This window comes from Phyllobacterium bourgognense (assembly GCF_003337575.1).
Classification (GTDB): Bacteria; Pseudomonadota; Alphaproteobacteria; order Rhizobiales; family Rhizobiaceae; genus Phyllobacterium; species Phyllobacterium bourgognense.
Genome location: NZ_QPJM01000007.1, coordinates 57,000 through 81,629 on the forward strand (window position 1 = coordinate 57,000; position 24,630 = coordinate 81,629).

General features: G+C 57.3%; 24 protein-coding genes and 1 pseudogene. 13 read left to right on the forward strand and 12 right to left on the reverse strand.

What is annotated here, in order from left to right:
- The first annotated feature begins 210 nt into the window (after positions 1–210).
- The 3 genes from C7476_RS13960 (at position 211) to C7476_RS13970 (ending at position 5,597) form a co-directional block, all read left to right on the forward strand.
- Positions 211–2,739, forward strand: coding sequence for an EAL domain-containing protein (locus C7476_RS13960; protein ID WP_181872440.1), 2,529 nt, complete (start codon positions 211–213; stop codon positions 2,737–2,739).
- Positions 2,740–2,931: 192 nt separating this feature from the next.
- Positions 2,932–4,581, forward strand: coding sequence for an FAD-binding dehydrogenase (locus tag C7476_RS13965; protein WP_114430522.1), 1,650 nt, complete (start codon positions 2,932–2,934; stop codon positions 4,579–4,581).
- 95 nt (positions 4,582–4,676) lie between these two features.
- Complete coding sequence (locus C7476_RS13970; RefSeq protein ID WP_114430523.1) at positions 4,677–5,597, forward strand: bifunctional helix-turn-helix transcriptional regulator/GNAT family N-acetyltransferase; 921 nt, start codon at positions 4,677–4,679, stop codon at positions 5,595–5,597.
- A gap of 16 nt (positions 5,598–5,613) precedes the next feature.
- Here C7476_RS13970 and C7476_RS13975 read toward each other — a convergent pair whose 3' ends face one another.
- Both C7476_RS13975 and C7476_RS13980 read right to left on the reverse strand, forming a co-directional pair.
- Entirely contained in the window at positions 5,614–5,889 is a 276-nt protein-coding gene (locus C7476_RS13975; protein ID WP_114430524.1) for a helix-turn-helix transcriptional regulator, read from the reverse strand.
- Positions 5,890–6,008: 119 nt separating this feature from the next.
- A complete protein-coding gene (locus tag C7476_RS13980) occupies positions 6,009–6,506 on the reverse strand; it encodes an arsenate reductase ArsC (RefSeq protein ID WP_114430525.1) in 498 nt (165 codons plus the stop codon).
- Positions 6,507–6,788: 282 nt separating this feature from the next.
- On the opposite strand from C7476_RS13980, the gene C7476_RS13985 reads away from it, so the two are divergent.
- Positions 6,789–7,142, forward strand: a complete 354-nt coding sequence (locus C7476_RS13985; RefSeq protein WP_114430526.1) for a hypothetical protein — start codon at positions 6,789–6,791, stop codon at positions 7,140–7,142.
- Positions 7,143–7,225: 83 nt separating this feature from the next.
- Here C7476_RS13985 and C7476_RS13990 read toward each other — a convergent pair whose 3' ends face one another.
- The 4 genes and pseudogenes from C7476_RS13990 to C7476_RS14005 form a co-directional block, all read right to left on the reverse strand.
- The gene (locus C7476_RS13990) at positions 7,226–9,139 is read right to left on the reverse strand and encodes an ABC transporter ATP-binding protein (protein ID WP_114430527.1); all 1,914 of its coding nucleotides are present in this window, start codon (positions 9,137–9,139) and stop codon (positions 7,226–7,228) included.
- A gap of 94 nt (positions 9,140–9,233) precedes the next feature.
- Positions 9,234–9,596: a DUF6481 family protein gene (locus tag C7476_RS13995; protein WP_114430528.1), complete on the reverse strand. Its 363-nt coding sequence runs from the start codon at positions 9,594–9,596 to the stop codon at positions 9,234–9,236.
- Between the two features lie 149 nt (positions 9,597–9,745).
- Positions 9,746–9,955, reverse strand: a complete 210-nt coding sequence (locus C7476_RS14000) for a cold-shock protein (RefSeq protein ID WP_112528883.1) — start codon at positions 9,953–9,955, stop codon at positions 9,746–9,748.
- A gap of 217 nt (positions 9,956–10,172) precedes the next feature.
- Positions 10,173–11,443, reverse strand: a pseudogene (locus tag C7476_RS14005) (DUF763 domain-containing protein).
- Positions 11,444–11,557: 114 nt separating this feature from the next.
- On the opposite strand from C7476_RS14005, the gene C7476_RS14010 reads away from it, so the two are divergent.
- The 6 genes from C7476_RS14010 to C7476_RS14035 all read left to right on the forward strand — a co-directional run bounded on the left by C7476_RS14010 (position 11,558) and on the right by C7476_RS14035 (position 16,367).
- The gene (locus C7476_RS14010) at positions 11,558–12,724 is read left to right on the forward strand and encodes a diphosphate--fructose-6-phosphate 1-phosphotransferase (RefSeq protein WP_114430663.1); all 1,167 of its coding nucleotides are present in this window, start codon (positions 11,558–11,560) and stop codon (positions 12,722–12,724) included.
- A 97-nt stretch (positions 12,725–12,821) separates the two neighbouring features.
- A complete protein-coding gene (locus tag C7476_RS14015; RefSeq protein ID WP_114430529.1) occupies positions 12,822–13,328 on the forward strand; it encodes an Lrp/AsnC family transcriptional regulator in 507 nt (168 codons plus the stop codon).
- A gap of 42 nt (positions 13,329–13,370) precedes the next feature.
- Positions 13,371–14,162 carry an ABC transporter substrate-binding protein gene (locus C7476_RS14020; protein ID WP_114430530.1) on the forward strand — a complete coding sequence of 264 codons (792 nt, stop codon included), beginning with the start codon at positions 13,371–13,373 and terminating at the stop codon, positions 14,160–14,162.
- Between the two features lie 99 nt (positions 14,163–14,261).
- Positions 14,262–14,939, forward strand: coding sequence for an amino acid ABC transporter permease (locus C7476_RS14025; protein WP_114430531.1), 678 nt, complete (start codon positions 14,262–14,264; stop codon positions 14,937–14,939).
- The gene (locus tag C7476_RS14030; RefSeq protein ID WP_114430532.1) at positions 14,936–15,610 is read left to right on the forward strand and encodes an amino acid ABC transporter permease; all 675 of its coding nucleotides are present in this window, start codon (positions 14,936–14,938) and stop codon (positions 15,608–15,610) included. Before C7476_RS14025 ends, C7476_RS14030 begins: the two co-directional genes overlap by 4 nt.
- A gap of 28 nt (positions 15,611–15,638) precedes the next feature.
- Positions 15,639–16,367, forward strand: coding sequence for an amino acid ABC transporter ATP-binding protein (locus tag C7476_RS14035; RefSeq protein ID WP_114430533.1), 729 nt, complete (start codon positions 15,639–15,641; stop codon positions 16,365–16,367).
- A 55-nt stretch (positions 16,368–16,422) separates the two neighbouring features.
- Here the strand turns inward: C7476_RS14035 and C7476_RS14040 are convergent, their stop codons facing one another.
- Positions 16,423–17,163 (reverse strand): SDR family oxidoreductase, encoded by a 741-nt coding sequence (locus tag C7476_RS14040; RefSeq protein ID WP_114430534.1) that lies wholly within the window; start codon positions 17,161–17,163, stop codon positions 16,423–16,425.
- A gap of 170 nt (positions 17,164–17,333) precedes the next feature.
- Between C7476_RS14040 and C7476_RS14045 the strand changes: the two genes are divergently transcribed.
- Both C7476_RS14045 and C7476_RS14050 read left to right on the forward strand, forming a co-directional pair.
- A complete protein-coding gene (locus tag C7476_RS14045; protein ID WP_114430535.1) occupies positions 17,334–18,233 on the forward strand; it encodes a LysR family transcriptional regulator in 900 nt (299 codons plus the stop codon).
- 120 nt (positions 18,234–18,353) lie between these two features.
- The gene (locus C7476_RS14050; protein ID WP_114430664.1) at positions 18,354–18,854 is read left to right on the forward strand and encodes a DedA family protein; all 501 of its coding nucleotides are present in this window, start codon (positions 18,354–18,356) and stop codon (positions 18,852–18,854) included.
- 2 nt (positions 18,855–18,856) lie between these two features.
- On the opposite strand, the gene C7476_RS14055 is transcribed toward C7476_RS14050, so the two are convergent.
- Genes C7476_RS14055 through C7476_RS14065 form a run of 3 tightly spaced genes read right to left on the reverse strand, consistent with a single transcriptional unit; the run spans position 18,857 to position 21,561 of the window.
- A complete protein-coding gene (locus C7476_RS14055) occupies positions 18,857–19,753 on the reverse strand; it encodes an NAD-dependent epimerase/dehydratase family protein (protein ID WP_114430536.1) in 897 nt (298 codons plus the stop codon).
- 24 nt (positions 19,754–19,777) lie between these two features.
- Complete coding sequence (locus C7476_RS14060; protein ID WP_114430537.1) at positions 19,778–20,776, reverse strand: ABC transporter permease; 999 nt, start codon at positions 20,774–20,776, stop codon at positions 19,778–19,780.
- Between the two features lie 41 nt (positions 20,777–20,817).
- Complete coding sequence (locus C7476_RS14065; RefSeq protein WP_114430538.1) at positions 20,818–21,561, reverse strand: ATP-binding cassette domain-containing protein; 744 nt, start codon at positions 21,559–21,561, stop codon at positions 20,818–20,820.
- A 381-nt stretch (positions 21,562–21,942) separates the two neighbouring features.
- On the opposite strand from C7476_RS14065, the gene C7476_RS14070 reads away from it, so the two are divergent.
- Positions 21,943–22,932, forward strand: a complete 990-nt coding sequence (locus C7476_RS14070) for a substrate-binding domain-containing protein (protein ID WP_114430539.1) — start codon at positions 21,943–21,945, stop codon at positions 22,930–22,932.
- Between the two features lie 43 nt (positions 22,933–22,975).
- On the opposite strand, the gene C7476_RS14075 is transcribed toward C7476_RS14070, so the two are convergent.
- Both C7476_RS14075 and C7476_RS14080 read right to left on the reverse strand, forming a co-directional pair.
- On the reverse strand, positions 22,976–23,740 hold the full coding sequence (locus C7476_RS14075; protein WP_114430665.1) for a dienelactone hydrolase family protein: 765 nt from the start codon (positions 23,738–23,740) through the stop codon (positions 22,976–22,978).
- 133 nt (positions 23,741–23,873) lie between these two features.
- Positions 23,874–24,491: a TetR/AcrR family transcriptional regulator gene (locus tag C7476_RS14080; RefSeq protein ID WP_114430540.1), complete on the reverse strand. Its 618-nt coding sequence runs from the start codon at positions 24,489–24,491 to the stop codon at positions 23,874–23,876.
- Between the last annotated feature and the right edge of the window lie 139 nt (positions 24,492–24,630).

The window sequence follows — 24,630 nt, forward strand, 5'->3', positions numbered from 1 at the left end:
ATGACAAGCAAGCAATTTTAATGCCAGCTCAACATGAGACGCTTGCCTGAAGCGACAAATCGCGAAGATCCTATTATTGGTGGATACATCTTTTTACTGGCTATAACATTGAAGCTAGAGCCTATAATTGTCTCCAATGATGAACACTTCGAGCCGTATTCCTGCGAAGACATTAACTGTATTTTTCTGCTTTTCATGTTAGCTTCGGGCATGACAGACGTTCGGAATATGCGCCTGCACTCAAGACCTTCCCTGACGCCCGCCGATGCCGAGGCCAACCGGTGGAGCTTCGCGCTCGAATCCGCCGGGCTCGGCGTTTGGGATTCCAATCTTACCACCGGACAGTGCTATTATTCAGCTACATGGAAGAAAATGCTGGGCTATCGTGAAGACGAGCTCGGCGATAGCAGCGATCTTTGGCTGACACTCATACATCCTGATGACAAACAGCGTGCCATCGAAAGCGGTGAACGGCATATTTCCGGCGAAACATCGCAGATTGAGACCGAGTTCAGACTGCGCCACAAGGATGGTCACTGGGTGTGGGTTCTCGACCGGGGACGTGTTGTCGAATGGGACAAAAATGGCCGCCCATCGAGGATGATCGGCGTCCAGACGGACATTACCGATCAGAAGAATGCCGAACTGGAACTGACCCTGCTGAACGAGCGCATTCAACTCGCACTCGACGCCGGCCAGGTTGGATTATGGCATTTCAACAGCGAGACCGAGATCGTATTGTGGGATCGCCGCATGCGCGAGATTTTCGGTATAGGCCCAGGGCCCGATGAAGTACCCCGCGCCACGTGGCACAATCTTTTGCATCCGGACGACGCAGCCAGGGCTGAGCGTGAGATAGAATCCACGTTTGAGACCGGCGAGCCCATGAAGACGAGCTACCGGATCATCAAGCCTGATGGGGAAGTCCGCCATGTGTTCGCCCTGGCGCGACGCGTCCGTTACGAAACGATGCCCGACATGTTGATGGGTAGCATCTGGGACATAACGGAAGAGGTCCTGAACGCGGAGGCGCTCGCCCGGGAAAAGGACCTCTATCGCATTACACTTCAGTCCATTGGTGATGCGGTTCTTACTACTGATGTTGACAACAATATTACGTTTGCCAATCCAGCGGCGGAACGATTGCTGCTGCTTGATGCCCAGGACCTCATCGGTTCACGACTGGAGGATGTGCTCAATCTCATCGATGAAGGAACCGGCACGACCCTTGTCTCTACGACCAGCCGTGCGATGCAGATCGGCCAGACCGTAGAGAGCGCTGAAAACGTTCTCTTTGTCCGCGCGGATGGAGGGCGGCGTTCTCTGAGGGACATCGCCTCCCCGCTTTTCGATCTGACAGGCGCGATAACCGGATCTGTGTTGGTGATCCAGGATGTCACGAGCGCTCGAAACCTTCAAAAAGAGCTTTCCCACGCGGCAACCCATGATGCCTTGACGGGGCTTTTGAACAGGACGGCATTCGAATCGGCGGTGTCGTCGTTGATCGAGAAAAGCGGCGATGAGGCTCCATATGCACTGCTTTACATAGACCTCGACCGCTTCAAGATGGTCAATGACACGCTTGGTCATGCGGCCGGCGATGCTTTGCTTAAAATGGCAACCTCGAGCATGAACAATTCCTTACCCGACTCCGCCATCATTGGGCGGCTCGGAGGCGATGAATTTGCAGTTCTCCTTCCGACCAGCAAATTTGAGGAGGCAGAAGAAGCCGCCGAGCGCTTGATAGGCGAGATCAGAACAATTCGGCTGCCTTGGGACGGGAAAATCCAGAACATTGGCGCCAGCATTGGCATAGCCGCACTCGATGAACCGGGCGTCACCCTCGCCGAGGCGATAGCCCGTGCTGATGCTGCTTGCTACGCGGCCAAGGCCGAAGGCCGCAATCGCAGTGCCATCTACAATATCAATACTGGCGCGGCCCGACAGAATCTTGCAAGTATTCAGGCCGCCTCTGGAATTCTGGAAGCGTTATCGGAAGGACGACTCCAAGTCTACGGCCAGGAGATCAGAGCAATCTCAAATACAGACGATCACAGCATCTGTATCGAGATACTGTCGAGGATGACCGGAGCAAACGGGGAAATTATCGCGCCCGCCGAGTTTATCCCCGCCGCGGAACGCTTCGGCCTCATGGGAATAGTTGATCGCTGGATTATCCAGCACACGCTCGAGACCTATGGGCCAAAATTGATGCAGATGAAGAACGTGTCGCTCGCAATTAATCTGTCTGCAAATACAATAAGCGATCCCACACTCTGGCCATTTCTACAGTCAACGATTGAAAAAACCAAAGTTTCTCCGTCTCGCCTGATATTCGAGATTACAGAAACGACTGCGGTGAATAATTACGAGGCAGCAGAACACTTCGTTACAGAAGCTCGCGCAGCCGGTTGCCGTATAAGTCTCGACGATTTTGGCACCGGCCTCAGTTCATTCGGATACCTACACCGTTTCAAGGTGGATAGCATCAAGATAGACGGGGCATTTATCGAGAAATTGTCGAAAAGTCGGCTTGATCAAGCCGTCGTTGCTTCCATTGGCGGTATCGCGCGCGAACTTGGTGTCGATGTTATTGCTGAACATATCGAGGATCTGCAGGCGGTCGACATCCTTAAATCGCTTGGCATCGGCTATGGTCAAGGCTTTCTGTTTCATCGACCACAACCGCTTCAAGCCCTGTTACAGAGTTTGGAAAAAGTGGAAGCTCGCCAGTCCTAGCGCCGAAAGACAACCAGCCACACATAATTTGCAATCTGCAGTAGATAAAACCCTGCCTGAATCGACGATTCTTGCATAGGAATCCAAGGTTCTTGTACCAGATCGGTCGCTTTTCATCCAAAACCCTCCGGCAATGACAATTTAGCTTTCCTGTTTTTTCTGCTACGCGGATACACGGAGAGGAAATCGGCAATGGGTTACGATGCGGATGCGATCATCATTGGCGCGGGTCTCGCCGGGCTCGTCGCGGCAACCGAACTCACCGATGCCGGCAAGAAGGTGATTGTCCTCGATCAGGAACCGGAGCAGACACTCGGGGGCCAGGCGTGGCGATCCTTCGGCGGATTGTTCTTCGTCAACTCCCCCGAGCAGCGCCGTCTGCGCATCAAGGATTCGCGTGAACTCGCATTGCAGGACTGGATGGGCTCGGCGGGTTTCGACCGGCCCGAAGATCATTGGCCGCGCAAGTGGGCGGAAGCCTATATCGATTTTGCGTCAGGCGAGAAACGCGCATGGCTGCACGCTCAGGGCATGCGCTGGTTTCCTGTCGTCGGCTGGGCCGAACGCGGCGGATCGCTCGCCACGGGACATGGCAATTCCGTTCCGCGTTTTCATATCACGTGGGGCACAGGTCTCGGCGTGGTCGAGCCGTTTATACGCCGGGCTCGCGAAGCCGAGCAAAAAGGTCTCCTCACTTTTCGCTTCCGGCACCGCGTAACGGCGCTGGTCAAAAGCGCCGGAATCATCGACGGGGTCGATGGCGAAATCCTCCAGCCAAGCAAGGTCAGGCGCAGTGAACCGAGTTCCCGTATTGCCACCGGATCGTTCTCCCTGAAGGCGCAGGCGATCATTGTCTGCAGCGGCGGCATCGGCGGCAATCACGATCTGGTGCGCAAGAACTGGCCGGCGCGGCTCGGAACGCCGAAACATCTCATCAGCGGCGTGCCGGACCATGTCGACGGGCTGATGCTGGGCGTCGCGGAGAAAGCCGGAGCCCGTCTCATCAACGAAGACCGCATGTGGCACTATGTCGAGGGCGTCAACAATTGGGATCCGATCTGGTCCAAGCATGCCATCCGCATTCTGCCCGGCCCGTCGCCGCTATGGTTTGACGCTCGCGGCGACCGCCTCCCCGCGCCATGCCTGCCCGGTTTCGATACGCTGTCCACGCTCAGCCATATCATGAAGAGCGGCTATGATTATTCCTGGTTCGTGCTGAACCAGACGATCGCCAAGAAAGAGATAACGCTTTCCGGCTCGGAACAGAATCCGGACTTCACTTCGAAGAGCTGGAGGCAGGTGCTGAAGCGCGCGCTAGGCGGTGTCCCCGCTCCGGTGCAGGCTTTCCTCGACAATGGCGAGGATTTCATCGTCGAAAAGGACCTCTCCGGACTCGTCCGCCGCATGAACGCGCTGACTGGCGACAATCTGATCCATGAAGACAAGTTGCAGGCGCAGATCATGGCCCGTGACCGCGAAGTCGACAATCCATATACCAAAGATGCGCAAATCACGGCGATCCGCGGCACCCGCAACTATATCGGTGATCGCCTCGTTCGTGTGGTGCCGCCGCACAGGATACTCGATCCGAGACATGGGCCGCTGATCGCAGTGCGCCTGAGCATCCTCACACGCAAATCGCTCGGCGGCATCGAGACGGATTTAAGCGCGCGTGTTTTGAAGGCTGGCGGCGAACCGCTGGCCGGGGTCTATGCAGCCGGCGAGGCAGCCGGCTTCGGTGGCGGCGGCATGCATGGCTATAATTCGCTCGAGGGAACCTTCCTCGGCGGCTCTATTTTCTCAGGCCGGACAGCTGGCAGGGCAGCGGCGAAGGCCACATAATCCTCTTTCCCATTCGTCGTCGTCATCGCATTTCCATCTTGCGATCCCAAGTGAAATGCATATGATGTTGTCACTGACAACATAGAGCGGATAACATGAACGCAGTTGACGAATTTCGCAGTTTCAATCGCTTTTTTACAAGGGAAATCGGACTGCTCGACAAGCACCTGCTTGCCAGCGACTACACTTTGGCAGAGGGCCGCGTATTATATGAACTTGCCAACAATGGCGAACAGACGGCCGCCGATATCGGTCGCAGTCTGCACATGGACAAGGCCCATCTCAGCCGCATCGTCTCACGCTTCGAAAAGCGCAAGCTCGTGCGCGTTCGTGCCAGCTCAACACATGGACGGCAGCGTCTCATAACGCTGACTCCGGCGGGCCAAGAGGTCTTTTCCGGCCTTAACCGGCGCTCGCAGCTTCAGATGGAGCAAATCCTTGCACCGTTGGATGACGGTGCCCGCAGGCAACTGGTATCGTCCATGCGTCAGATCAGAAACCTTATCGATGCCGAAAACCATGTGCCGGACGAGGTGACATATCGCGGCCCCCAGCCCGGCGATCTTGGCTGGGTCATCCACCGGCAGGCGGTGCTTTATTATCAGGAATATGGCCTGGATTGGACCTATGAAGCGCTGGTCGCTGAAATCCTGTCGAAATTCGTCACCAATTTCAATCCGGAACGCGAAGCCGCGTGGATTGCCGAATATGCCGGTTCGATCGCCGGGTCCATATTCCTCGTCCGATCCGAGGATCCTGAAGTCGCGAAGCTGCGCCTTCTCTATGTCGAACCGAGCGCGCGTGGCCTTGGCATCGGTCGAACGCTCGTTGCAACCTGTGTCGAGCGCGCGAGGGAACTTGGCTACCGGCAGATCAAACTATGGACAAACGACGTCCTCGTCTCGGCGCGCCGCATATACGAGGCAGCCGGATTTCGCCTGGTCGATGAGGAAAAGCATCATTCCTTCGGCCAGGATCTGGTGGGGCAGACATGGGTGCTCGATCTTCAGGCATAGCCCCCCTTGGGGAGGTTTACGCAGAGGCCTGAAATGTCTCCTGATAGCGCAGCCATCTGGACTGCAGCACAAACCAGAGCTCAGGCATGATACCAAGCGTTCTGTCGATGCGTGTCGCAATGTCGAGTGTAATCGGATGCTGGCCGGCAATGATGGCGTCGATGATTGCCACGGGCATCTCGACGCGCCGCGCAAAATCTTCGGTCGAAAGACCGTTACATTCGATGCACTGACGCAAATGCTCGCCAGGATGGATCGCCCAGTGCGGCGTCCAGCGATTTGCTGTGTTCATGTGCTTTACCGATCAGGTTGATTCGCGTACCCGAAAGATAATCGGCGGCCATGTCAGACGGATGAAAAATTCATGGCGCAAAAGCGGCGGCAGCTTTCAGCAAGTCACATTGTGGTTAGTTATGTTGACTTGCCGATTTCATCGACGTGATGCTGGATGCTCATGCGATCGAGCGATTTGAGCGGAAGGTTGATGAAAATTTTCAACCGGCGATCCAGTTCCAGCATCGTACGGGAAAACGCCTGCTTGCGCTCCCATGGTTCACCTGTTGCAAAGACAGGATCGGACGACTCCCAATGGGCCGTGACCGGGACGCCCGGCCATTCGGGCATGGGCTCTCCTGCGGCGTCATCATTCAATGTAAAAACGAAATCGAGGTCACGCGCACCTTCAAGACCGAACTCGCGATAGTGCTTGGGATGCAGGTCATCCACCGGAAAGCCGGTCTGCTCAAGCAATTCCTTTGTTTCCGGATCGATCGCCTTCGCAGGCTCCGTGCCGGCGCTATAGGCGACGAAGTGGGACTTGCCGATACGATTGAGGATCGCCTCGGCCATCATGCTCCTTGCAGAGTTGCGACGCGAGAGAAACAGGACGTGGAAGACTTTATCGTTCACGGCGGGATCTCCTTGTTCTGACCAGAGGCAGAGATATTCCAATACAATATGATTCAAAAATGTGACACCAGCTCGACGAAAGGCGTTAAACATTGTGCCAAAGCTTGGCCTGAGCTGGTTAAATGGCCGGATTCGTGTATGATTCGCCAAGTTGTCAAAGCGTACCTGCGTCATGGTGAATCATGGGGGAACAGGATGCCCGACAGACATGAATTTCATAGAGTGGAAATTTGCGGCCGTATCTTCACAGGATCCATTTCTGCTGAGGGTCCGTGTCTGAAAATGCTTGAGAACCGCACCTATGGTCGCGGTGTTCCCCTGGGCGCTGCACTCTCGATCTCCAAGGGTACCGGCAGATCCTATTATGCGATCTGCAAATACAATGAACCGCATATTCTCCTGCCGCTTTTTTCCGATGAAGACGTCGAAATTGTCGCCCGGGAATTCGGTATCCCGATTTCGGGAAGGATCCGCCCGCGGTCATTCACGGAAAGTCCCGCCTGGATCGCTTTGAGAAAATGGGCGAAAGAACATCCAGGGATTGCCCGGGCGTGCTCCCATACGGACAGCTATATTCCAGGGTGGTACCGGATGGTTGCCAAGGAAAACAGCGCAGGCTTGCTGCAGCGCGTTTAGAGGCTAGAGCAAAACTTGCTCCAGCTCTTTGTTTTTACGCAATTCCGGACGGAAAACCGGAGCCTACTTTTCCTGGAATTGCTCTAGCGGTAACCAGCGGCCTGCAACTCGAAAAGCTCGGCATAGCGGCCAGCCTGCGCGACAAGTTCCTCATGTGTGCCGGCAGCTTCGACCTTGCCATCGGCGAGAACTAGAATGCGGTCGGCCATGCGCACGCTGGAAAAGCGGTGCGAGATGAGAATCGCCGTCTTGCCTTCACTGAGTTCCTTGAAACGGCGGAACACCTCGAACTCGGAACGCGCGTCGAGCGCGGCTGTCGGCTCGTCGAGTATCAGGACCTCGGCCTCGCGCATATAGGCTCTGGCGATGGCGATTTTCTGCCATTCGCCGCCGGATAACTCAACGCCGTTCTTGAAACGCTTGCCGATCATTTGCTCATACTGACCGGGAAGCTTGGCAATGACGCCATCTGCCTGGCTGCGCGACGCCGCTTGCGCGATGCGGCCACGATCGTCCCTGTATGCGATCCTGCCAACCGCAATATTATCGGAAGCACTGAGATTGTAGCGCACGAAATCCTGGAAGATCACGCCCATATTGCCCCGTAGAGCCTCAAGATCATATTCGCGCAGATCATGGCCATCGAGCAGGATACGGCCTTCATCCGGATCATAAAGGCGGGTGAGAAGCTTCACCAGGGTCGTCTTGCCGGCGCCATTTTCACCAACAAGCGCCACCACTTCGCCGGCATGCAAGGTGAAGCTGAGATGGCGGACCGCCCAACTCTCGGCACCGGGATAGATGAACCCGACATCGTCGAACACGAAGCCCTGACGGATTGGATGCGGGAAAGGACGTGGATTTTCCGGCGAGAGGATTTCCGGCTTGACCTCGAAGAAGGCAAACAGATCATCGAGATAAAGCGCTTGTCCTGCCGTACTTGAAAAGCTTGTCAGCAGCCCTTCGAGCAGGGTGCGCAGGCGCCGGAAAGAGCCGGCGAGGAAGGTCAGATCGCCAATGGAAAACTCGCCGCCCAGCGTACGCAGGACGATATAGGCGTAGGCAAGATAATAGCCGACGGTACCCATCGCGGTGAACAGCCCGCCCCAGCTCGCACGCCGCAGCGCGAGTATGCGATTGGCCGCATAGAAGTCGGTGGCGAGACGCATGTAGCGATCGATCAGGAAGTTGTGCAGCCCGAATATCTTGACTTCCTTGGCGGTCTCGACGCTGGCTGCGGTCTGCCTGACATAGTCGAGTTCGCGCCGCTCCGGCGTGCGGACAAAATCGAGTGAATAGCTTTGGGCATTGAAATGCGCCTCGCCCAGAAAGGCTGGGACCAGGGCAAGAAACAACAGGACGATGAGCCAGGGCGCATAGACGATCAGGCCGGCGGCAAAGCTCGCAACCGTCACCATGTCCTGTGCCTGGCTGAGCAATTGCCCCATCAGGGTCATGCGCCCGCTCGACTGGCGACGGGCCCGCTCGAGCTGATCCTGAAACTCTGCGTCCTCGAAATCCTCCAGATCAAGCGTTGCCGCGTGCTGCATCAGACGAACGCTCGAGGTGTTGGATACGCGTTCCGACAGCAGGCTGTCGATCAGGGACACGACGCGCCCAAGAATATCCGACAGAACCGCAAGCGCGAATTCGGCAAGAAGCAGCAGCCCCAGCCAGTTCAGGAGGCCGCTGTTCAGCCACTGCGACAGCGTTTGCGGCTTGTTCGGCGTTTGCACCAGCAAGACCACATCATCGATGATAAGCTTGCCGACGAACAGCGTTATCACGGGCAGGAGCGCCCGGCCCAGACGCAGGACGAGCGATGCCGCGGTCAGATACGGACTTGTCCGCCAAACCATCAACAGGAATGGCCAAAGGTTCTTCAGAGCCCCGAAACGTTCCCGGAGGGTATGGACCTCTGGCAAGGGCGGCCCGCCCAGGGCTCGTCCGGGTGCCCCTCGCGGAACCCGTCCGCCACTGCTGTAAGTCCTCGGCATACGAGATAATCCTGTTTTCCGGCGGCTGTTGTCAATCGCGCGAAATTGGGGAGCAAACGGCCAGGGAACCTAGAGATCTGAAAATTATTGCGGCTTAACGCTGCTTGGCCTTGCGGGCTGCATAACGCCGGTCGCGTTCCGCCTTGCGCTCAGCTTCATCGGCGAGGACACGTGCGACATGTCTGTTTGCTTCGACCTTGGCGGCTTCCGCTTCGGCCAGGGCGGCCTCGGCCAACGCATCGGCTTCTGCCTGCTTGCGCGCCAGTTCTTCTTGCGCCAACCGCTCTTTTTCCGCACGCCGCGCTTCACGCGCCGCTGCGATTGCCTCCCGCTCGGCACGTTTCGCCTGCATCTCGGGGTCAGTCGGCTTGGGTGCACTATCGAACTTCTTGAGAAGCAGTTTCTTCGCCTCGGCTGCAGCAGTGCGGCGCTCAGCCAATTCCTTGAGATTTTTCAACCGGTGGTCATCCTTGTTTGTATATTGAGCGAGCTGCTTGCGCTCGCAACGTCAATTCCATTGAAAAGGCCAGGCATCGGCCTGGCCTCCGTCATATATTTCAGTTTACGCCATGGTCACCTTCTTGGCGACCACAAACTGAACGCTGATCAGGCAGCGCTCAATTGATCGGCTGACATCTTGCCCGACTTCTTGTCGCGCACCAGCTCGTAATTGATCTTCTGGCCATCATTGAGGCTGCGCAATCCAGCGCGCTCAACGGCAGAGATATGCACGAACACATCTGCGCCGCCGTCCTCAGGTTGAATAAAACCAAAACCTTTTGTGGAATTGAACCATTTAACTGTGCCTGTGGCCATATTAAGCCCTCCCTGCCAACTTCAACCTGGATATCGTACACATGCACGATATCCGTTTCTATCGAGTTTTGAAGGAGAAGGTAGAAGCGCTTGCACGCGAAAAACTTCGACAATCAAAAATTCAACGCAGCTTTTATAGAATTGAATTGAGATTGTTTCAACTCGCTTCGCGCAAAACAATGACAACAAGGGATAATTTGCGACCGGCTAGGTAATACTACCTAGTTTTCACCTCCCGATCAGAAGATTCGTCCTCCGTCGCCGGCTCCCGGCCGAAGACGCTGCGGCCCCCGAACGAGGCAGATTGATCAAACTCGCCGGCAATTATCTCCTTGAGATCAGGCCCGGTTACATAGCGTTCCAATTGCCGGGATTGATTGTCGAGACGATGGAGCGCCTGCAATTCTTCCTCGCGCCCGAGCTTGCCTTTCCGGACTGCCGATTTCAATACATTGATCGTCTCGTCATAGACCTTCAAGGGAACAGGAAACGGATGCCGGTCCTTGCCGCCATGCGCCAGCGAAAAGCGGGCGGGATCGGAGAAACGGCAGGGGGCGCCATGCACGACCTCTGCAACCATGGCGAGTGCTTTGACCGTTCGCGCGCCGACGCCCGGTACCAAAAGCAGATCCTCGAAGTCGGCCGGGCCGCGCTCGGCCGCCGCGGCCAGATTTCCGTGCAGTCGCCGCATGATGACATCGCTTTCGCGAACGTCGTGGTGGGCCGGCATGATCAAATGGGGCAGCATGGGCTGCGCGGGCTCTTCGACCGGCTTGGGTGGCGCATGATTCAATTCAAGCGCCGCAACCTCACGCACGATCCTGTCCGGCCCTAAACTACTGAGCGTCCACGCCGCGAGGCCATGGCACGCTTGTCCGCGAGGTTGATGATTTCGCCCTGCCCCCGCCCCTCGATGGCGGCATGCGGCGAATCGACAAAGCTCGTCAGTCCTTCCGAGAGCCAGTGATAACGCCGCGCCTGGCGGCTGTCGCCGTTCATGCCCTGCTGAACGACGACCCAGTTGCCGTCATCCGTGACAATAAAACCGTGGAGATAAAGATCGAACCCGTCCTGCACCGCGGCACTGTCAACTTTGGCGACCAGCCGGCTCACCTTGGCAAGCGCCAACCCGTCGATTCCAACGCGGTTGCCGATGGCTGCAAGCTCATCGGGTGTCTTGCGCGAGTGTGTTCCACGCCCGCCGCATACATGCACGCCGAGTTCCCCCGACAAAGGAGTCAATCCTCGTTTCAAGGCGCCAATCACGCTGGTCGTGATACCGGACGAATGCCAGTCCATGCCCATGACCGCGCCAAAGGATTGAAACCAGAAGGGGTGCGACAGACGCCGGAGCAGTTCGTCTCGGCCGTAATGGTGGATGATGGCTTCGCACATGACCGCACCGAGCCGGGTCATGCGGTCGCCGAGCCATTTCGGCACGCGGCCATTGTGCAAGGGAAGATCAGCGCTACCTGCGCGTTGTGCCATAGAATCCGTTCAACTCCTTCAAGGCTCTGTATATAGTGCATGCGGCCAAATATTGTTATCATCCGCCTAACCGGCCAACTGGCTTCCGGAAACACGCAAACCGAAAGAATTGATATGACCGAGACGTTCGTAATTGCGCAGGGCGGCGGGCCGACTGCAGTTATAAACCAGACCCTGGCGGGTGCCGCGATCGAGATTCGCAAGCGTCACAAAGGTGCGCGCGTTCTTGGCGCACTACATGGTGTGCGCGGCATACGTGACGGGAATTTTGTCGATCTTTCCGGTTTGAGCGAGCAGGAATTGCGCCGCATCGCCGCAACACCAAGCGCCGCCCTCGGAAGTACGCGCGACAAACCTGATGCAGCCTACTGCGAGGTTATCCTCAAAGGTCTTCACAAGGCCGGCGCCACCGCGTTCATTTATATCGGCGGTAACGACACGGCCGGGACGCAGCAAATACTCGCCGAAGCTGCCGGCAAGGACATCGCTTTTGTCCACGCCCCGAAGACGATAGACAATGACCTTGTCGAAAACGACCATACGCCCGGGTTCATCTCAGCAGCCGAGTTGGTTGCAGGGGCCTTTTTGAGCGTCGATCTCGATTTTCGCGCCTTGCCGGGAATTTATGTCGGCATCGTCATGGGCAGACATGCGGGCTTTCTCACCACGGCCGCCGCCGCATGGCAGCTTGACGAAGAGAGTGGACCGCACCTTCTCTACGTTCCGGAGCGGGCGTTCTCGCCGGAACGATTCATCGACGACGTAGGCGAAGCCACCTCGCGCCATGGACGCTGCATCGTGGCCATGTCGGAGGGTGTCACGGCAGAAGACGGACGATCAGTCGTGGAAAACCTGGTGCCACCCGACCGGCTCGAGCGCGATGCGCATGGGAATGTGCGCCTTTCGGGCGGCGATCTCGGCATGACCATCGAGGAGTTGATCCGCACCGGGCTGCCCGGTGCACGTGCACGCGTCGATACATTCGGCTACTTGCCGCGCGGCAACATCGCGACGATCAACGAGACGGACGCACGCGAAGCTTTTGAAGCCGGCGTTTTTGCGGTGGAAGCTGCGGCCCGCGGTGGCGGATCAGTTGCCTTGCAATACGAAAATGGAAAAACCAGCCCGCAACTGGTGCCGCTGGCCAATGTCGCTGGAAAGACCAAGCATCTGCCGGATGATTTCATGTTGCCCGATACAAACCAGATTTCATCGCAAGGCCGGGCTTATCTGGAAAGACTGCTTCCTCGCAAGTTCGACCCGGCCAAGCCATTTGTTTGAATTTCAAAACCCTTGTGTTCTGCAAAAGTACCGCATAGGATATTCCATATCGGTAAAAATTATCGCTGTATTTTCTCTTTTGTGAAAGTCTAGCCGCTTGCGGGAACATCTGGACCAGACGGACAGGCGGCTTGTCAAACAACTTTCGCAGGATGCGCAGCCTGGGTTGACGCGTCTTGCTGAAACGATGGCGATGTCCGTGCCAACGGTACGCACGCGCCTTCGCAACTTGCTGGACCGAAACCTCCTGAAGATCGTCGGACTGCTCAACCTGACGGAACGTCCCGAGCTGATCTCGGCCATCGTCGGCGTCAACACACAGGGGCGCGGCCGCGTACGCGAGATCGCGGAACGGATTGCAGCGCTCCCCTTCGTCACATCGGCATGTGTGGTAACCGGACGGTTTGACATCATCGTCGATGTGGTCATCGCAGGCGACATTGCCGATCTTTACCGGGTCACCAGCGAGTTGATACCCGGGGTCGGCGACCTCGGAGAGATCGTACGAAGCGAGACCTTTGTGGTCATGGCATCGTGCAACAAATGGGTGAGCTTGCCGGAGGGATGCTGGACTGATCCGGCAACGGCACCAAAAACAAATTAAGAGCCCAATAAAGGGCGGGGAATACCAACGGAGGACATAAGAATGAAAATTACTCGACTATTCGTCGCAGGGATTGCCCTGCTCGGCATGACTGTTGCAGCAAATGCCGGAACACTAGACGACATCACCAAGCGCGGCGAACTGCGCGTCGCGGTTCAGACGCAGGGCCCACCCTTTTCCATGGTCGATGCGGCTGGCAAGCGCACGGGAAGCTCGGTCGAGCTTGCGGAACTGATGGCGAAGGAAATGGGCGTAAAAATCACGTTCCAGGATTATGATTGGGACGGTCTGATCCCGGCGCTGCTTTCCGGCAAGGCCGATCTGCTAGTTGCGGATATGACGCCGACGCTGGCACGGGCGATGAAAGTCGCCTTCACCAAGCCTTTCATGCACACGGGCAGCGCTGTCTTTGCCAAGTCTGACAGCAAATTCGGTACCATGGAGGCTTGCAAGGCCAAGGGCACGAAGATCGCCGTGCTTCTCGGAGCGACGGGCGAAAAAGTGGCAAAGGAGACTTTCCCCGATGCCGAAATCAAGAGCTACAAGGGCGGCGGCCCGCTCCTGCTCGATGCTGTCAATAACGGCCAGGCCGATTGCGGCGTAAACGATGTCTCGGCCGTCAAGGGTCAGCAGGCCGCTTATCCAGCCGGCAGCTTCACCATCATGCCGGAAGTCCTGTCGAAAGAGCCACTGGCTTTCGCCACACGCTATGACGAGCCGGACCTTCTCATCTGGATGAACCTCTTCCTCGATCAGGTCGCTCTCGATGGCCGTCTGCAGAAGAACCTGGATTACTGGGTCAATTCGGAAGACTGGAAGAAAGACCATCAATAGCAGGTTCCGGACGGTCTTGCGTGGAGCCAATTCGCTTCACGCATGCCGTCCGGTGCTTTTTGATCGCGCCTGTTCCGCCGCCTGAGGGATCTTCCCGGCATGCTTGAAAACTTCAGCTTTCGCACCATCGTCGAATATCTGCCCCTTTTCGGGCAGGGATTTGCTGCGACGCTGTGGCTATCGATCGTTTCATTCGCCGGCGCCCTCGCTGTTGGCATTATCCTGTGTGCGATGAACCTGCAGCGTTCGCGGCTTTTGCAGCTTCCGGCAAAGATATACATCGATGCGATCCGCGCGACACCTCTGCTGGCGCAGCTTTACTTTCTCTATTTCGGCCTGCCGCGGCTTGGGGTCGTTCTGCCAGAGCTCTTCGTCGGCATTCTCGCTTTGGCTTTGAACAGTGGCGCCTACATCGCCGAGATCATCCGCGCCGGCATCCTGTCCATTTCGCGTGGACAAGTGGAGGCCGGTATTGCATCCGGGATGACCTATTCCCAGCGCATGCGCCTGGTGATTCTGCCGCAGGCTATCCGGGTAACCATTCCACCGCTGCTTGGCCAAGCCATTGTTTTGGTGAAAGACTCGGCATTGCTGTCGTTGATTTCGGTTGCCGAACTGACGCGGGCGGGCCAATTGCTGGCGTCGGACAGATTCATGCCCGCTGAAGGCTTCGTCACAACTGCCGCGTGCTATCTCGTCCTCTATTATGGATTGAAGTCACTGGCAGCATTCTCGGCGCGCTGGCTCGGCGTGCGTCCGATCGGGAGCCGCACATGATCTGGTTTCAGCTCCAAAGCCTGATGGGCAGCTATCCACTGGCGTTGCGCGGGCTCGGCATGACCATTGCCCTGTCTGGAATAAGCCTGGTGCTCGGTACCATCCTTGGCTTTGCGTTCGGTGTCCTACGGACAAGCGGTAGCCGCTTGCTGGATTCTGCGATCGGATTGTGGGTCGATTTGATCCGTGGGACGCCGTTTCTCGTCCAGATATTCCTGATCTTCTTCATCCTGCCGGAACTTGGTGTTGAGCTCGATGCCTTCACCGCGGGCATCATAGCGCTGACCAACCTCGCAGCCTGCTTCATTTGCGAGATCGTCGCAGCCGGTATCCGTTCGGTGCCGACCGGGCAGGTCGAGGCGGCGCTCGCGTCCGGCTTGTCGCAATGGCAGCGGATGCGTCAGGTGGTGCTGCCGCAAGCGATGCGTGTCTCCCTGCCGCCGCTCGTGGGCCAGTACGTGCTTCTCATCAAGGATTCGTCCGTCGTTTCCGCCATCGGCCTGACCGATCTTACCCGGGTCGGCTGGCTGGTGGTTCAGCGGGTACCCAACGGGTTGCTCGTGTTCGCCATTGTCGGCATCGGCTATTTTGCGGTGTGCTATCCGCTCATCCTGCTCGCCCGCCGCCTCGAGCGACGCATGAGCGCCGCCCATGGCGAGGTGCAATTGTGACGCGCTCAATCAACAAAGGCAGCAAGATATGATCGAGTTTCGCGGCGTCAACAAATGGTTCGGTGCGCTCCATGTTCTCAAGGATATCACGCTCAGTGTCGAGCCGCGCGAAGTCGTCGTCGTGTGCGGACCCAGCGGCTCGGGCAAAAGCACGCTGATCCGCTGCATCAATGGCCTTGAGACGATCAAGGACGGCGACCTTGTCGTCGATGGACAGCGTCTCGGCGACCGCGCCACCAACATGACCGAACTGCGTACCGAGATCGGCTTCGTCTTCCAGGCTTTCAATCTCTATCCGCACAAGACGGCGCTCGAAAACGTCACGCTCGCACCTATCCATGTGAGGAAAATCGCTCGCGCCGAGGCCGAGGCGTCGGGCCGCGAGATGCTGGCGAAAGTCGGGCTCGCCGATAAGTTCAATGCTTATCCTTCCGAGCTGTCCGGTGGTCAGCAGCAGCGCGTTGCTATTGCGCGTTGCCTGTGCATGCGCCCGAAAATCATGCTTTTCGATGAGCCCACTTCAGCCCTCGATCCCGAGATGATCAGTGAGGTACTTGACGTGATGGTCGGTGTTGCCGAAGAACGCATGACCATGATGGTGGTGACGCATGAGATGGGTTTTGCCCGCAAAGTGGCGCAGCGGGTTGTATTCATGGATGCGGGAGCCGTCGTTGAGACCGGCACGCCCGAAGAGTTTTTCTCCGATCCAAAGACCGATCGAAGCCGCGCGTTTCTGAGCAAGATCCTGCGGCATTGACTGTGCCTGTCTGTGAAAGAGCCGAGGGATCAACCCCCGGCTCTTATCGCCGAAATCAGGCGACACCGCCATTGGCGCGCAGGACCTGGCCATTGACCCAGCCGCCGTCAGGGCCAACGAGGAACGAGACCACGCCGACGATATCACTGGGCTGACCAAGACGTTCGAGTGGCGGCGCCTTGGCAGCCATCGCGACCACTTCCTCGCTTTTGCCCTTGAGGTAGAGGTCGGTGGCGATCGGTCCGGGAGCCACCGCGTTAACGGTGATGTTCCTGCCACGCAGCTCTTTGGAAAACACATGCGTGAAAGCTTCGACCGCTGCTTTGGTGGCATTGTACAAAGCATAGCCTGGCATCTTGAGACCAAGGCTCGTCGACGAAAAGTTGACGATCCGTCCCCCATCCCTCAAACGCTTGCCAGCTTCACGTAACGTGTTGAAAGTACCCTTGGTGTTGATGGCGAAGTGGCGATCAAATTCTTCATCGCTCGTGTCAGCCAGCGGGATCGTCTTCAGGACGCCGGCATTGTTGATGAGGACGTCTACACCCCCGAAAGCTGCCTCAGCGGAATCGAACATACGCCGCACTGCGGCTGCATCAGCGACATTCGCCTGTGCAGTCACCGCCTTGCCACCGCTGGCCTCGATCTTGTCAACCAGATCCTGGGCTTCCTTTGCGCTACCGGCATAGTTGACGACGACGGTAAAGCCATCACTGGCCAGCCGTTCTGCGATTGCTGCGCCAATACCGCGCGATGCGCCGGTGACGATTGCAACCTTGTTTGTCTGTTGAGTCATGGTCTTGATCCTCTGTGGACTGTTCAATGACGAAACAATGCATCATTGCAAAGCGCGGATAATCACCCGTTTCTCGGCATCACTATTCGGAAAAATCGAACAATAACTTGCAAAGCGAACACTGGCATTTGATGATGCGATCAACCCTTGATCCAATCGGAACTTGCCAAATGGACAGATTTGAAGCGATGCGCGTCTTCGTCCGGGTGGTCGAACGGCGCAGTTTCACGCTCGCCGCCAACGATCTTGGCCTGCCGCGCTCGACCGTGACCGACGCGGTGAAACAGCTGGAAGCGCGGCTCGGTGTGCGGCTGCTGGAACGGACCACACGGCAGGTCAGTCCGACCCTTGACGGCGAGGCTCACCACCGGCGATGCGTCTCGATCGTCGCCGATCTCGAGGATGCGGAAGGGGCGTTCGGCGCGGCAAGGCCCAAGGGTTTGCTGCGCGTCGAGGTTCAGGGCACGCTGGCGCGGCACTTCCTGTTACCGGGTCTGCCGACCTTTTTCGAGAAATATCCCGATATTGAAATCAGCATGAGCGAGGGCGAACGGTGGATCGACCTGATCCGCGAGGGCGTCGATTGCGTGCTGCGGTTCGGTATCCTGCCGGACAGCGACATGATCGCGCGGCGCGTCGCGACGCTGGAGCGATTGACATGTGCGGCACCCGCCTACCTCGACCGTTTCGGCACGCCGGCAAGCTGGGATGCGCTGGATGGCCATCGCATGATCGGGCTCCGGTCGCTGACGACGGGTGTCGTGCGGCCACTGGATTTCATGATCGGCGAGCGACTGGAAAATGTGACGCTACCGACAACGATCTCTGTGACTGGCACAGAGAGCTACCTTGCAACTGCACGACTGGGGCTCGGTCTCGTTCAGGTGCCGCGCTTCCACGCCGCTGATGATCTTGCACGAGGCACACTTGTACAGCTTCTGCCCGATTGTCCGCCACGCCCGATGCCGGTCTCCCTGCTCTATCCCCGCAATCGTCAACTTTCACCACGCGTTCGGGTGTTTCTGGATTGGGTGGCGCAGGAGGTGGCATCGAAAAATGCCAGGACTTGAACGTTCGGCACGACCAAATATCCTGCATACGTTGAGAATCATAATAATTTCGTGCCAATAGGTATGGCGTCCAGCAACGCGTCAACAGAAAGCAAAGCCGTGGAATTCCTGCACACCGGCATTACATTCCTGGAACCGTACATCCAGCAATATGGGCTCTATGCGATCTTCGTCATCATATACCTGGAATCCTTCGGCGCTCCGCTTCCCGGCGAAAGTGCGCTTGTCGCATCGTCGCTTCTCGCGGTGCGCGGCGATCTCTCCGTAACCGACCTGTTTTTCACCGTCTGGATTGCCGCCGTGCTCGGCGACGGTACCGGCTATGCTATCGGGCATTTCGGCGGACGGCCCCTGCTGAAGCGATATGGCTGGCTCGTCAAACTCACCCCAGAACGGCTGGAAAAGCTGGAAGACCTATTCCGGCGCCGCGGACCGATCATCGTTGTCGGCGCACGCTTTGTCGTTGTGCTGCGGCAATTGAATGGATTGGTTGCCGGCTCGGTCGGGATGCCGTGGCACAGTTTCTTCCTCGCCAACCTCCTTGGAGCTGCACTCTGGGCGGCCGTCTGGAGCTTTGGTCCCTACTATTTCGGCGGATTATTCCACGAGTACTGGCGCTAAAATCACTTCTGCGGCACATACTTGCGCCAGTCGTGCTCCTCGCGGAAACCCAGCACCTCGCGCGTCTTGCGATTGGAGAGCGGTGCTTCGAATTCGCCGAGCTCGCGCCGGATCGGTGTGCCGGGACAATATTTCTCGAGAAATTCCCGCGTTGGAAGCTTCGCGGTGATCGTGTCATTGACGGCATTGAATACCTGGAAGCCAAGGCCGTCCTTGCGGATTGCAAGATCGACGATCTGCCCAAGGTCGCGCGCATCGATGTAACTCCACGCGTTGCGTTTGCGCGACATCGGGTCGGCGAGGAATGCGGGAAACCGGTCGTACTCGTGCGGTTCGATGACATTGCCGATGCGCAGAGCGTAGATATCGGCGCCATAACGCATGGCAAAGGCGCGCGCGGTCTTCTCGTTCAGCACCTTGGAAAGCCCGTAGCTGTCCATCGGGTCGGTATCGTAATCTTCCTCAAGCGGGAAATGATGGAAATCCTTGTCGCCTTCGGCAAAGCAGACGCCATAGGTCGTCTCGCTCGACGCGACGATGACCTTCTTGATCCCAAGCTTCACCGCGGCCTCGATGACATTATAGGTCCCGATCGTATTGATGCGGAACGTCTCGTTGTCCGGTTTGATCAACACACGAGGCACCGCTGCAAAATGCACGACTGCATCGATCGGAGCCGGACCCTTGCCGGTCTCGTAGCCCTCGAAACCAAAGTGGCTGGATAGTACGTCGAACATCTGGCCGCTGTCGGCAATATCGGCATTGATGGTGTTGACGCCGGGATAATCCAGCGGGGCGAGATCGACATTCAGGACCTCGTAACCCTTGTCGACGAGATAAGGAACCACGTGACGGCCGGCTTTACCGGTACCGCCTGTGAATACGATCCGCTTCTTCATTTTTGCATTCTCCTTAGGACTCAATCATTCACTCTGGCGGAATTTGCGAATCCGGTCGAACAGCACCGCGAACAGGATGGCGCCGCCAATGAAACAGCCTTGCCAGAAGGCATTGATGCCAAGCAATCCAAGACTGTTGCGGATCACCTCGATCAATGCCGCACCAACGATTGCCCCGAGGGCCGTGCCGACACCGCCTGCGAGAGCCGCACCGCCGATGACGGCTGCGGCAATAACCTGCAATTCGAGGCCGGTGCCGATATTGGTGGTGATCGCACCAAGCCAGCCGGTCTGGATAATCCCGGCAATACCTGCGGAAAGCGACGAGATCATATAGACCGCCACCTTGATCTGGCGAACCGGCACGCCGGTAAGGATCGCCGCATGCTCATTGCCGCCAATGGCATAAATGTACCGTCCGAACCTCGTCCAACGCAAGATAAAGCCGGTAAGCAAGGCCAGCACGACCATGTAAACCACGGGGTTTGCGATACCGAAGAACCATGCACCGCCGCCAAGCGCCAGGAGCTTGTCATGGTCTGGCCCGAACTGGAAAACCACCGTATTGCCCGACGCGACCATGGCCAGACTGCGTGCGATCGACAGCGTCGCGAGCGTTACAACGAATGACGGCATGCCTATATAGGCAATAAGCACACCATGACATGCGCCGATGACCAGAGCTGTAGCGATGGAAGCTGCTATACCGACCTCGATACTGTAACCGGCATGCATGACGACGCCGAGTATCATGCTGCAAAGACAAAGAACCGAGCCAACGGACAGATCGATGCCGCCTGTGATGATGACCAGCGTCATGCCAAGCGCGATGATCGCGACGAAGGTGACGTTTCGAGTGATGTTGTAGAGGTTTTTGGAGGTCGCGAAGGAATCAGTCGCGAACGACAAAAAGATGCACGCAAGAATGACGGCGACCAAAACCCAGAAAGTCTGGCTGCTCAGTTTTTCCGCAAGCCAGCTCTGCTGCTTGTGCGCAATGGTCTGGTCAAGTGTAATTGCCATATCGACCTTCTATCTATCTCTTAGCTTTGCCGACATGTCGGCTACGCAACCTGTTCGATGGCGCCGGTGATGAGGCCGGTGACTTCTTCGGGCGAACTCGCCGCAATCCGCTTGTCGGCAACCTTGCGCCCCCGCCGCATGACGATGACCCGGTCGGCGACATCGAAAACATCCGGCATGCGGTGGCTGATGAGCACAACGGCAATACCCTGATCACGCAGGTGGCGTATCAAATTCAGAACCTCGGCAACCTGACGCACGGAGATCGCCGCCGTCGGTTCGTCCATGAGCACGATCTTCGCCTCGGAAAGCCTCGTCCTTGCAATCGCCACCGCCTGCCGCTGCCCGCCGGACATCTGCTTGACGAGGTCGCGAGGGCGGGTCTCGGATTTCAGCTCGGCGAAAATCTGTCCGGCGCGTTTATACATCGACGCGTAGTCGAGGATGCGGAAAGGCCCGACGCCGCGGCGAATCTCGCGACCAAGGAAGACATTTGCCGCGGCGGTCAGGTTATCGCAGAGCGCCAGATCCTGGTGAACGATCTCGATGCCGTGACGGCGCGCTTCTACCGGCTTGTTGAGGACCAACTCGGCGCCATCCATGCGCATGGTGCCATGGCTCGGGCTGAAATTGCCTGCAATCATTTTGACGAGCGTCGATTTACCCGCGCCATTGTCGCCCATGAGGCCAACGACTTCGCCGGCCTCGATGGAAAATGAAACATCGTTGACAGCCTGAATGGCGCCGAAATGTTTTGAAATGTTGGTGAGTTCCAGAACTGCCACCAGCTGTATGCCTCCCGTGCATTTTGGTCGCACCGCCAAATGTTCCCTTGGAACACGAGGCTTTTTGCGATCCCGCCCTCCCCTCCCAGGAAGAGCCGTGAGGGGCATTTACGCAAACGCGGCGTGGGGCGTCAATCGGCTTTCGGCCGATTCCGGTCACCATCTACACCAAAAGTCGTTTTATATGATAAATACCCATTGACGGACGAACTTTGCCAATATTAGCTGGTGTCTGGAGGAATACCTTTGTCTGTAACGCAACGGATAAAGTTGGAGGGGGTTCGGGATAAAGCAGGTTTAGCACCCGCGGTCGCTCATCCGATCAGCGGTTGAGACTGAATGGCGGGCATTTCATGTCCGTTTGTTTCCAGGGAGGAATAAATGAGAAAGTCACTATTGTTAGTCGCCGCGGCTGCCCTCGCACTTGGTGCGGGACCTGCTCTGGCAAAAAAACAGCTCGTCATCGTCGTAAAAGGTCTCGACAATCCGTTTTTCGAGGCAATCAATCAAGGTTGCCAGAAGTGGAACAGCGAGAATGCGAGTTCGGAGTATGAATGCTTCTACACCGGTCCCGCATCGACATCGGATGAAGCCGGCGAAGCTCAGATCGTCCAGGACATGCTCGGCAAGGCCGATACGGCCGCGATCGCGATCTCGCCTTCGAACGCCAAGCTGATTGCCCAGACGATCAAGACGGCCAATCCATCGGTCCCCGTGATGACGCTAGACGCTGATCTTGCCGCTGAAGATGCCGCGTTGCGCAAGACCTATCTTGGAACAGACAACTATCTGATGGGCTTCAAGATTGGCGAATATATCAAGAAGGGCAAGCCGAATGGCGGCACGATCTGCACGATCGAGGGCAATACCGGCGCCGACAACATTCTTCGCCGGGCGCAAGGCATGCGCGATGCGCTGACTGGTCAGAAGGGCTTGGCCGCACTCAAGGGCGAAGGCGGCTGGACGGAGGTTCCGGGCTGCCCTGTCTTCACCAATGACGACGGCGCCAAGGGCGTTCAGGCGATGACCGACATCCTTGCGGCCAATCCGAAGCTCGACGCCTTCGGGATCATGGGCGGCTGGCCGCTGTTCGGCGCCCCACAGCCTTACCGTGACCTGTTTGGTCCCTACAAGGAAAAGATCGCCAGCAATGAATTCGTCATCGGCGCTGCCGATACGATCGGCGATGAAGTGGCCATTGCCGGCGAAGGCCTTGTTACCGCACTCGTCGGTCAGCGGCCCTTCGAGATGGGCTATAAGGCACCTTCCGTCATGATCGACCTGATCGAAGGCAAGCCCGTTGAAGATCCGGTCTTTACCGGTCTCGACGAATGCACCAAGGATACGGTTGCGACCTGCATCCAGAAGTAAGTCTAACAATTGGGAGCGCCCGGCAAAAGGGCGCTTCCAAACACTAGAGCGAAGTGCCTTGGCTCAAGGCTTCATCGAAGAATGTTTCCAGCCGCTTCCAGTGCCTGTCGCCACCCACGGCATTGTAAACGCCGTGATCCGGTACCGCCCAGCCATGGGCCATGCCGACATAGTTTTCGATAATATGATCGACTTCGGCGGTCCTTAAGGCTTCGGCGAGACGTGCCGATTGCTCCGGCGGAAAGCTGCCGTCAACTCCTGCCACTCCCACATAGACGCGGCCCTTGATGGCGCCGGCCAAACGATGCGGGCTGTCATCAGCGTCGCTGGCGAGATTACCGCCATGAAAGCTCGCCGCTGCCGCAACCCTATCCGGAAAAGCGCCTGCAGCGGTAACGGCTCGCCCACCGCCCATGCAATAACCGACGGTACCAATGGGTCCGGTCACACCGGCCGCCACCAGCGTATCGAGGAACGAAGTCGTATCGCGTCTGGTCATTTCCTGGCTTGTGCCGCGGACCATGGTCATGATCTGTGCTTTGGCGGTTTCGTCGGAAAACGCCGTTCCGGTAAAGGGGCCATAGGCTCCGAACCGATAGAAGAGATCTGGCAGAAGAACCACATAGCCGAGATTTGCAAGACGCTGGGCCATGCCGTCCAGTGCAGGCCTCGGCCCCATCGCATCCATGTAGAACACCGCACCGCGCTCGCCACTGCTTATCTTTGGTGCCGTCGCCGAGGGATCAGCGCGAAAGATGGCGGCTTTGGCCGTGCCGTCGGCCGTCTTGATTTCAATGCTCTGTTTCATGGATCCGTCCTGTCGTTGCGGTTCGGACGCCTGCAATGATACGAGGCGCCGGCTTCTCAATACCGAGCATCGACAGCCGGGCACAAACACAATCACTTGAATGGCTGACATTCAGGAATTGTTTTCAATATTATCAGTGTTTGGAAAATGCATCTATCAAGGCGTCGCAGGTCTGCTTCAGCCTCTGTTGCGGGCCCTCGATACCGATGCTCTGACCACAGACACGCGCGCCCTCGACCAGAAGTACGAGGGCCTGGGCGAGCTGTTCGTATTGCTGAACGCCCGCCATTCGGCAAAGTTCAACCAAATGCTGCACATGCGCTTTTTTAGCGTCCATGATGACTTTTTGGGCGGGGTGACCGGCCTCTTTTATTTCAACCGCCGCATTGACGAGATCGCAGCCGCGCAAATCATTGAAGATGCGTTGGGCAGCTTCATCGACCCAACCCCGCAACTGCTTTGCCGGGTCACCGGGATAGGTGTTCTCCAGATCGGTCCAGATACGTTCCTTTTCGCTCGACACCTGTTTCAGGCACTCGCAAACCAGATCGTCCTTGCAGCCAAAGTGACGATAGAGCGTCATCTTGTTGGAGCCCGCAGCCTCGGCAATGGCATCGACACCGACGCCTTTGATCCCGTGTTGGCGAAACAGCTCTATGGCGCTCTTCACGATCCGCTCACGAGGACGTTCCAGCGTGGTCACGAGCTTGTCAGAATTATCTGCTATTGCTTGCAAAGGGGTACTTGACATTGATGTTACCGCTTAGTAACTATTGGGACGTTACTGACCGGTAACACACATTGAATGCCGAAGTCAATTCACTCGTTAGCCACCCTACCCGTAACCCCCAACGCCGTAATTTTGATCCAATACAGTTTTACTGGTCATC

Bases quoted from the DNA above. Each gene is read 5' to 3' on its own strand.
- C7476_RS13965 (WP_114430522.1), top strand. From the start codon at position 2,932: ATGGGTTACGATGCGGATGCGATCATCATTGGCGCGGGTCTCGCCGGG.
- C7476_RS14020 (WP_114430530.1), top strand. From the start codon at position 13,371: ATGAAAATTACTCGACTATTCGTCGCAGGGATTGCCCTGCTCGGCATG.
- C7476_RS14075 (WP_114430665.1), bottom strand. From the start codon at position 23,740: ATGAAACAGAGCATTGAAATCAAGACGGCCGACGGCACGGCCAAAGCC.
- C7476_RS14040 (WP_114430534.1), bottom strand. From the start codon at position 17,163: ATGACTCAACAGACAAACAAGGTTGCAATCGTCACCGGCGCATCGCGC.
- C7476_RS13970 (WP_114430523.1), top strand. From the start codon at position 4,677: ATGAACGCAGTTGACGAATTTCGCAGTTTCAATCGCTTTTTTACAAGG.
- C7476_RS14010 (WP_114430663.1), top strand. From the start codon at position 11,558: ATGACCGAGACGTTCGTAATTGCGCAGGGCGGCGGGCCGACTGCAGTT.
- C7476_RS14000 (WP_112528883.1), bottom strand. From the start codon at position 9,955: ATGGCCACAGGCACAGTTAAATGGTTCAATTCCACAAAAGGTTTTGGT.
- C7476_RS14035 (WP_114430533.1), top strand. From the start codon at position 15,639: ATGATCGAGTTTCGCGGCGTCAACAAATGGTTCGGTGCGCTCCATGTT.
- C7476_RS14055 (WP_114430536.1), bottom strand. From the start codon at position 19,753: ATGAAGAAGCGGATCGTATTCACAGGCGGTACCGGTAAAGCCGGCCGT.
- C7476_RS14060 (WP_114430537.1), bottom strand. From the start codon at position 20,776: ATGGCAATTACACTTGACCAGACCATTGCGCACAAGCAGCAGAGCTGG.
- C7476_RS13975 (WP_114430524.1), bottom strand. From the start codon at position 5,889: ATGAACACAGCAAATCGCTGGACGCCGCACTGGGCGATCCATCCTGGC.
- C7476_RS14030 (WP_114430532.1), top strand. From the start codon at position 14,936: ATGATCTGGTTTCAGCTCCAAAGCCTGATGGGCAGCTATCCACTGGCG.
- C7476_RS13985 (WP_114430526.1), top strand. From the start codon at position 6,789: ATGCTTGAGAACCGCACCTATGGTCGCGGTGTTCCCCTGGGCGCTGCA.
- C7476_RS14045 (WP_114430535.1), top strand. From the start codon at position 17,334: ATGGACAGATTTGAAGCGATGCGCGTCTTCGTCCGGGTGGTCGAACGG.
- C7476_RS14080 (WP_114430540.1), bottom strand. From the start codon at position 24,491: ATGTCAAGTACCCCTTTGCAAGCAATAGCAGATAATTCTGACAAGCTC.
- C7476_RS14025 (WP_114430531.1), top strand. From the start codon at position 14,262: ATGCTTGAAAACTTCAGCTTTCGCACCATCGTCGAATATCTGCCCCTT.
- C7476_RS14070 (WP_114430539.1), top strand. From the start codon at position 21,943: ATGAGAAAGTCACTATTGTTAGTCGCCGCGGCTGCCCTCGCACTTGGT.
- C7476_RS13990 (WP_114430527.1), bottom strand. From the start codon at position 9,139: ATGCCGAGGACTTACAGCAGTGGCGGACGGGTTCCGCGAGGGGCACCC.
- C7476_RS13960 (WP_181872440.1), top strand. From the start codon at position 211: ATGACAGACGTTCGGAATATGCGCCTGCACTCAAGACCTTCCCTGACG.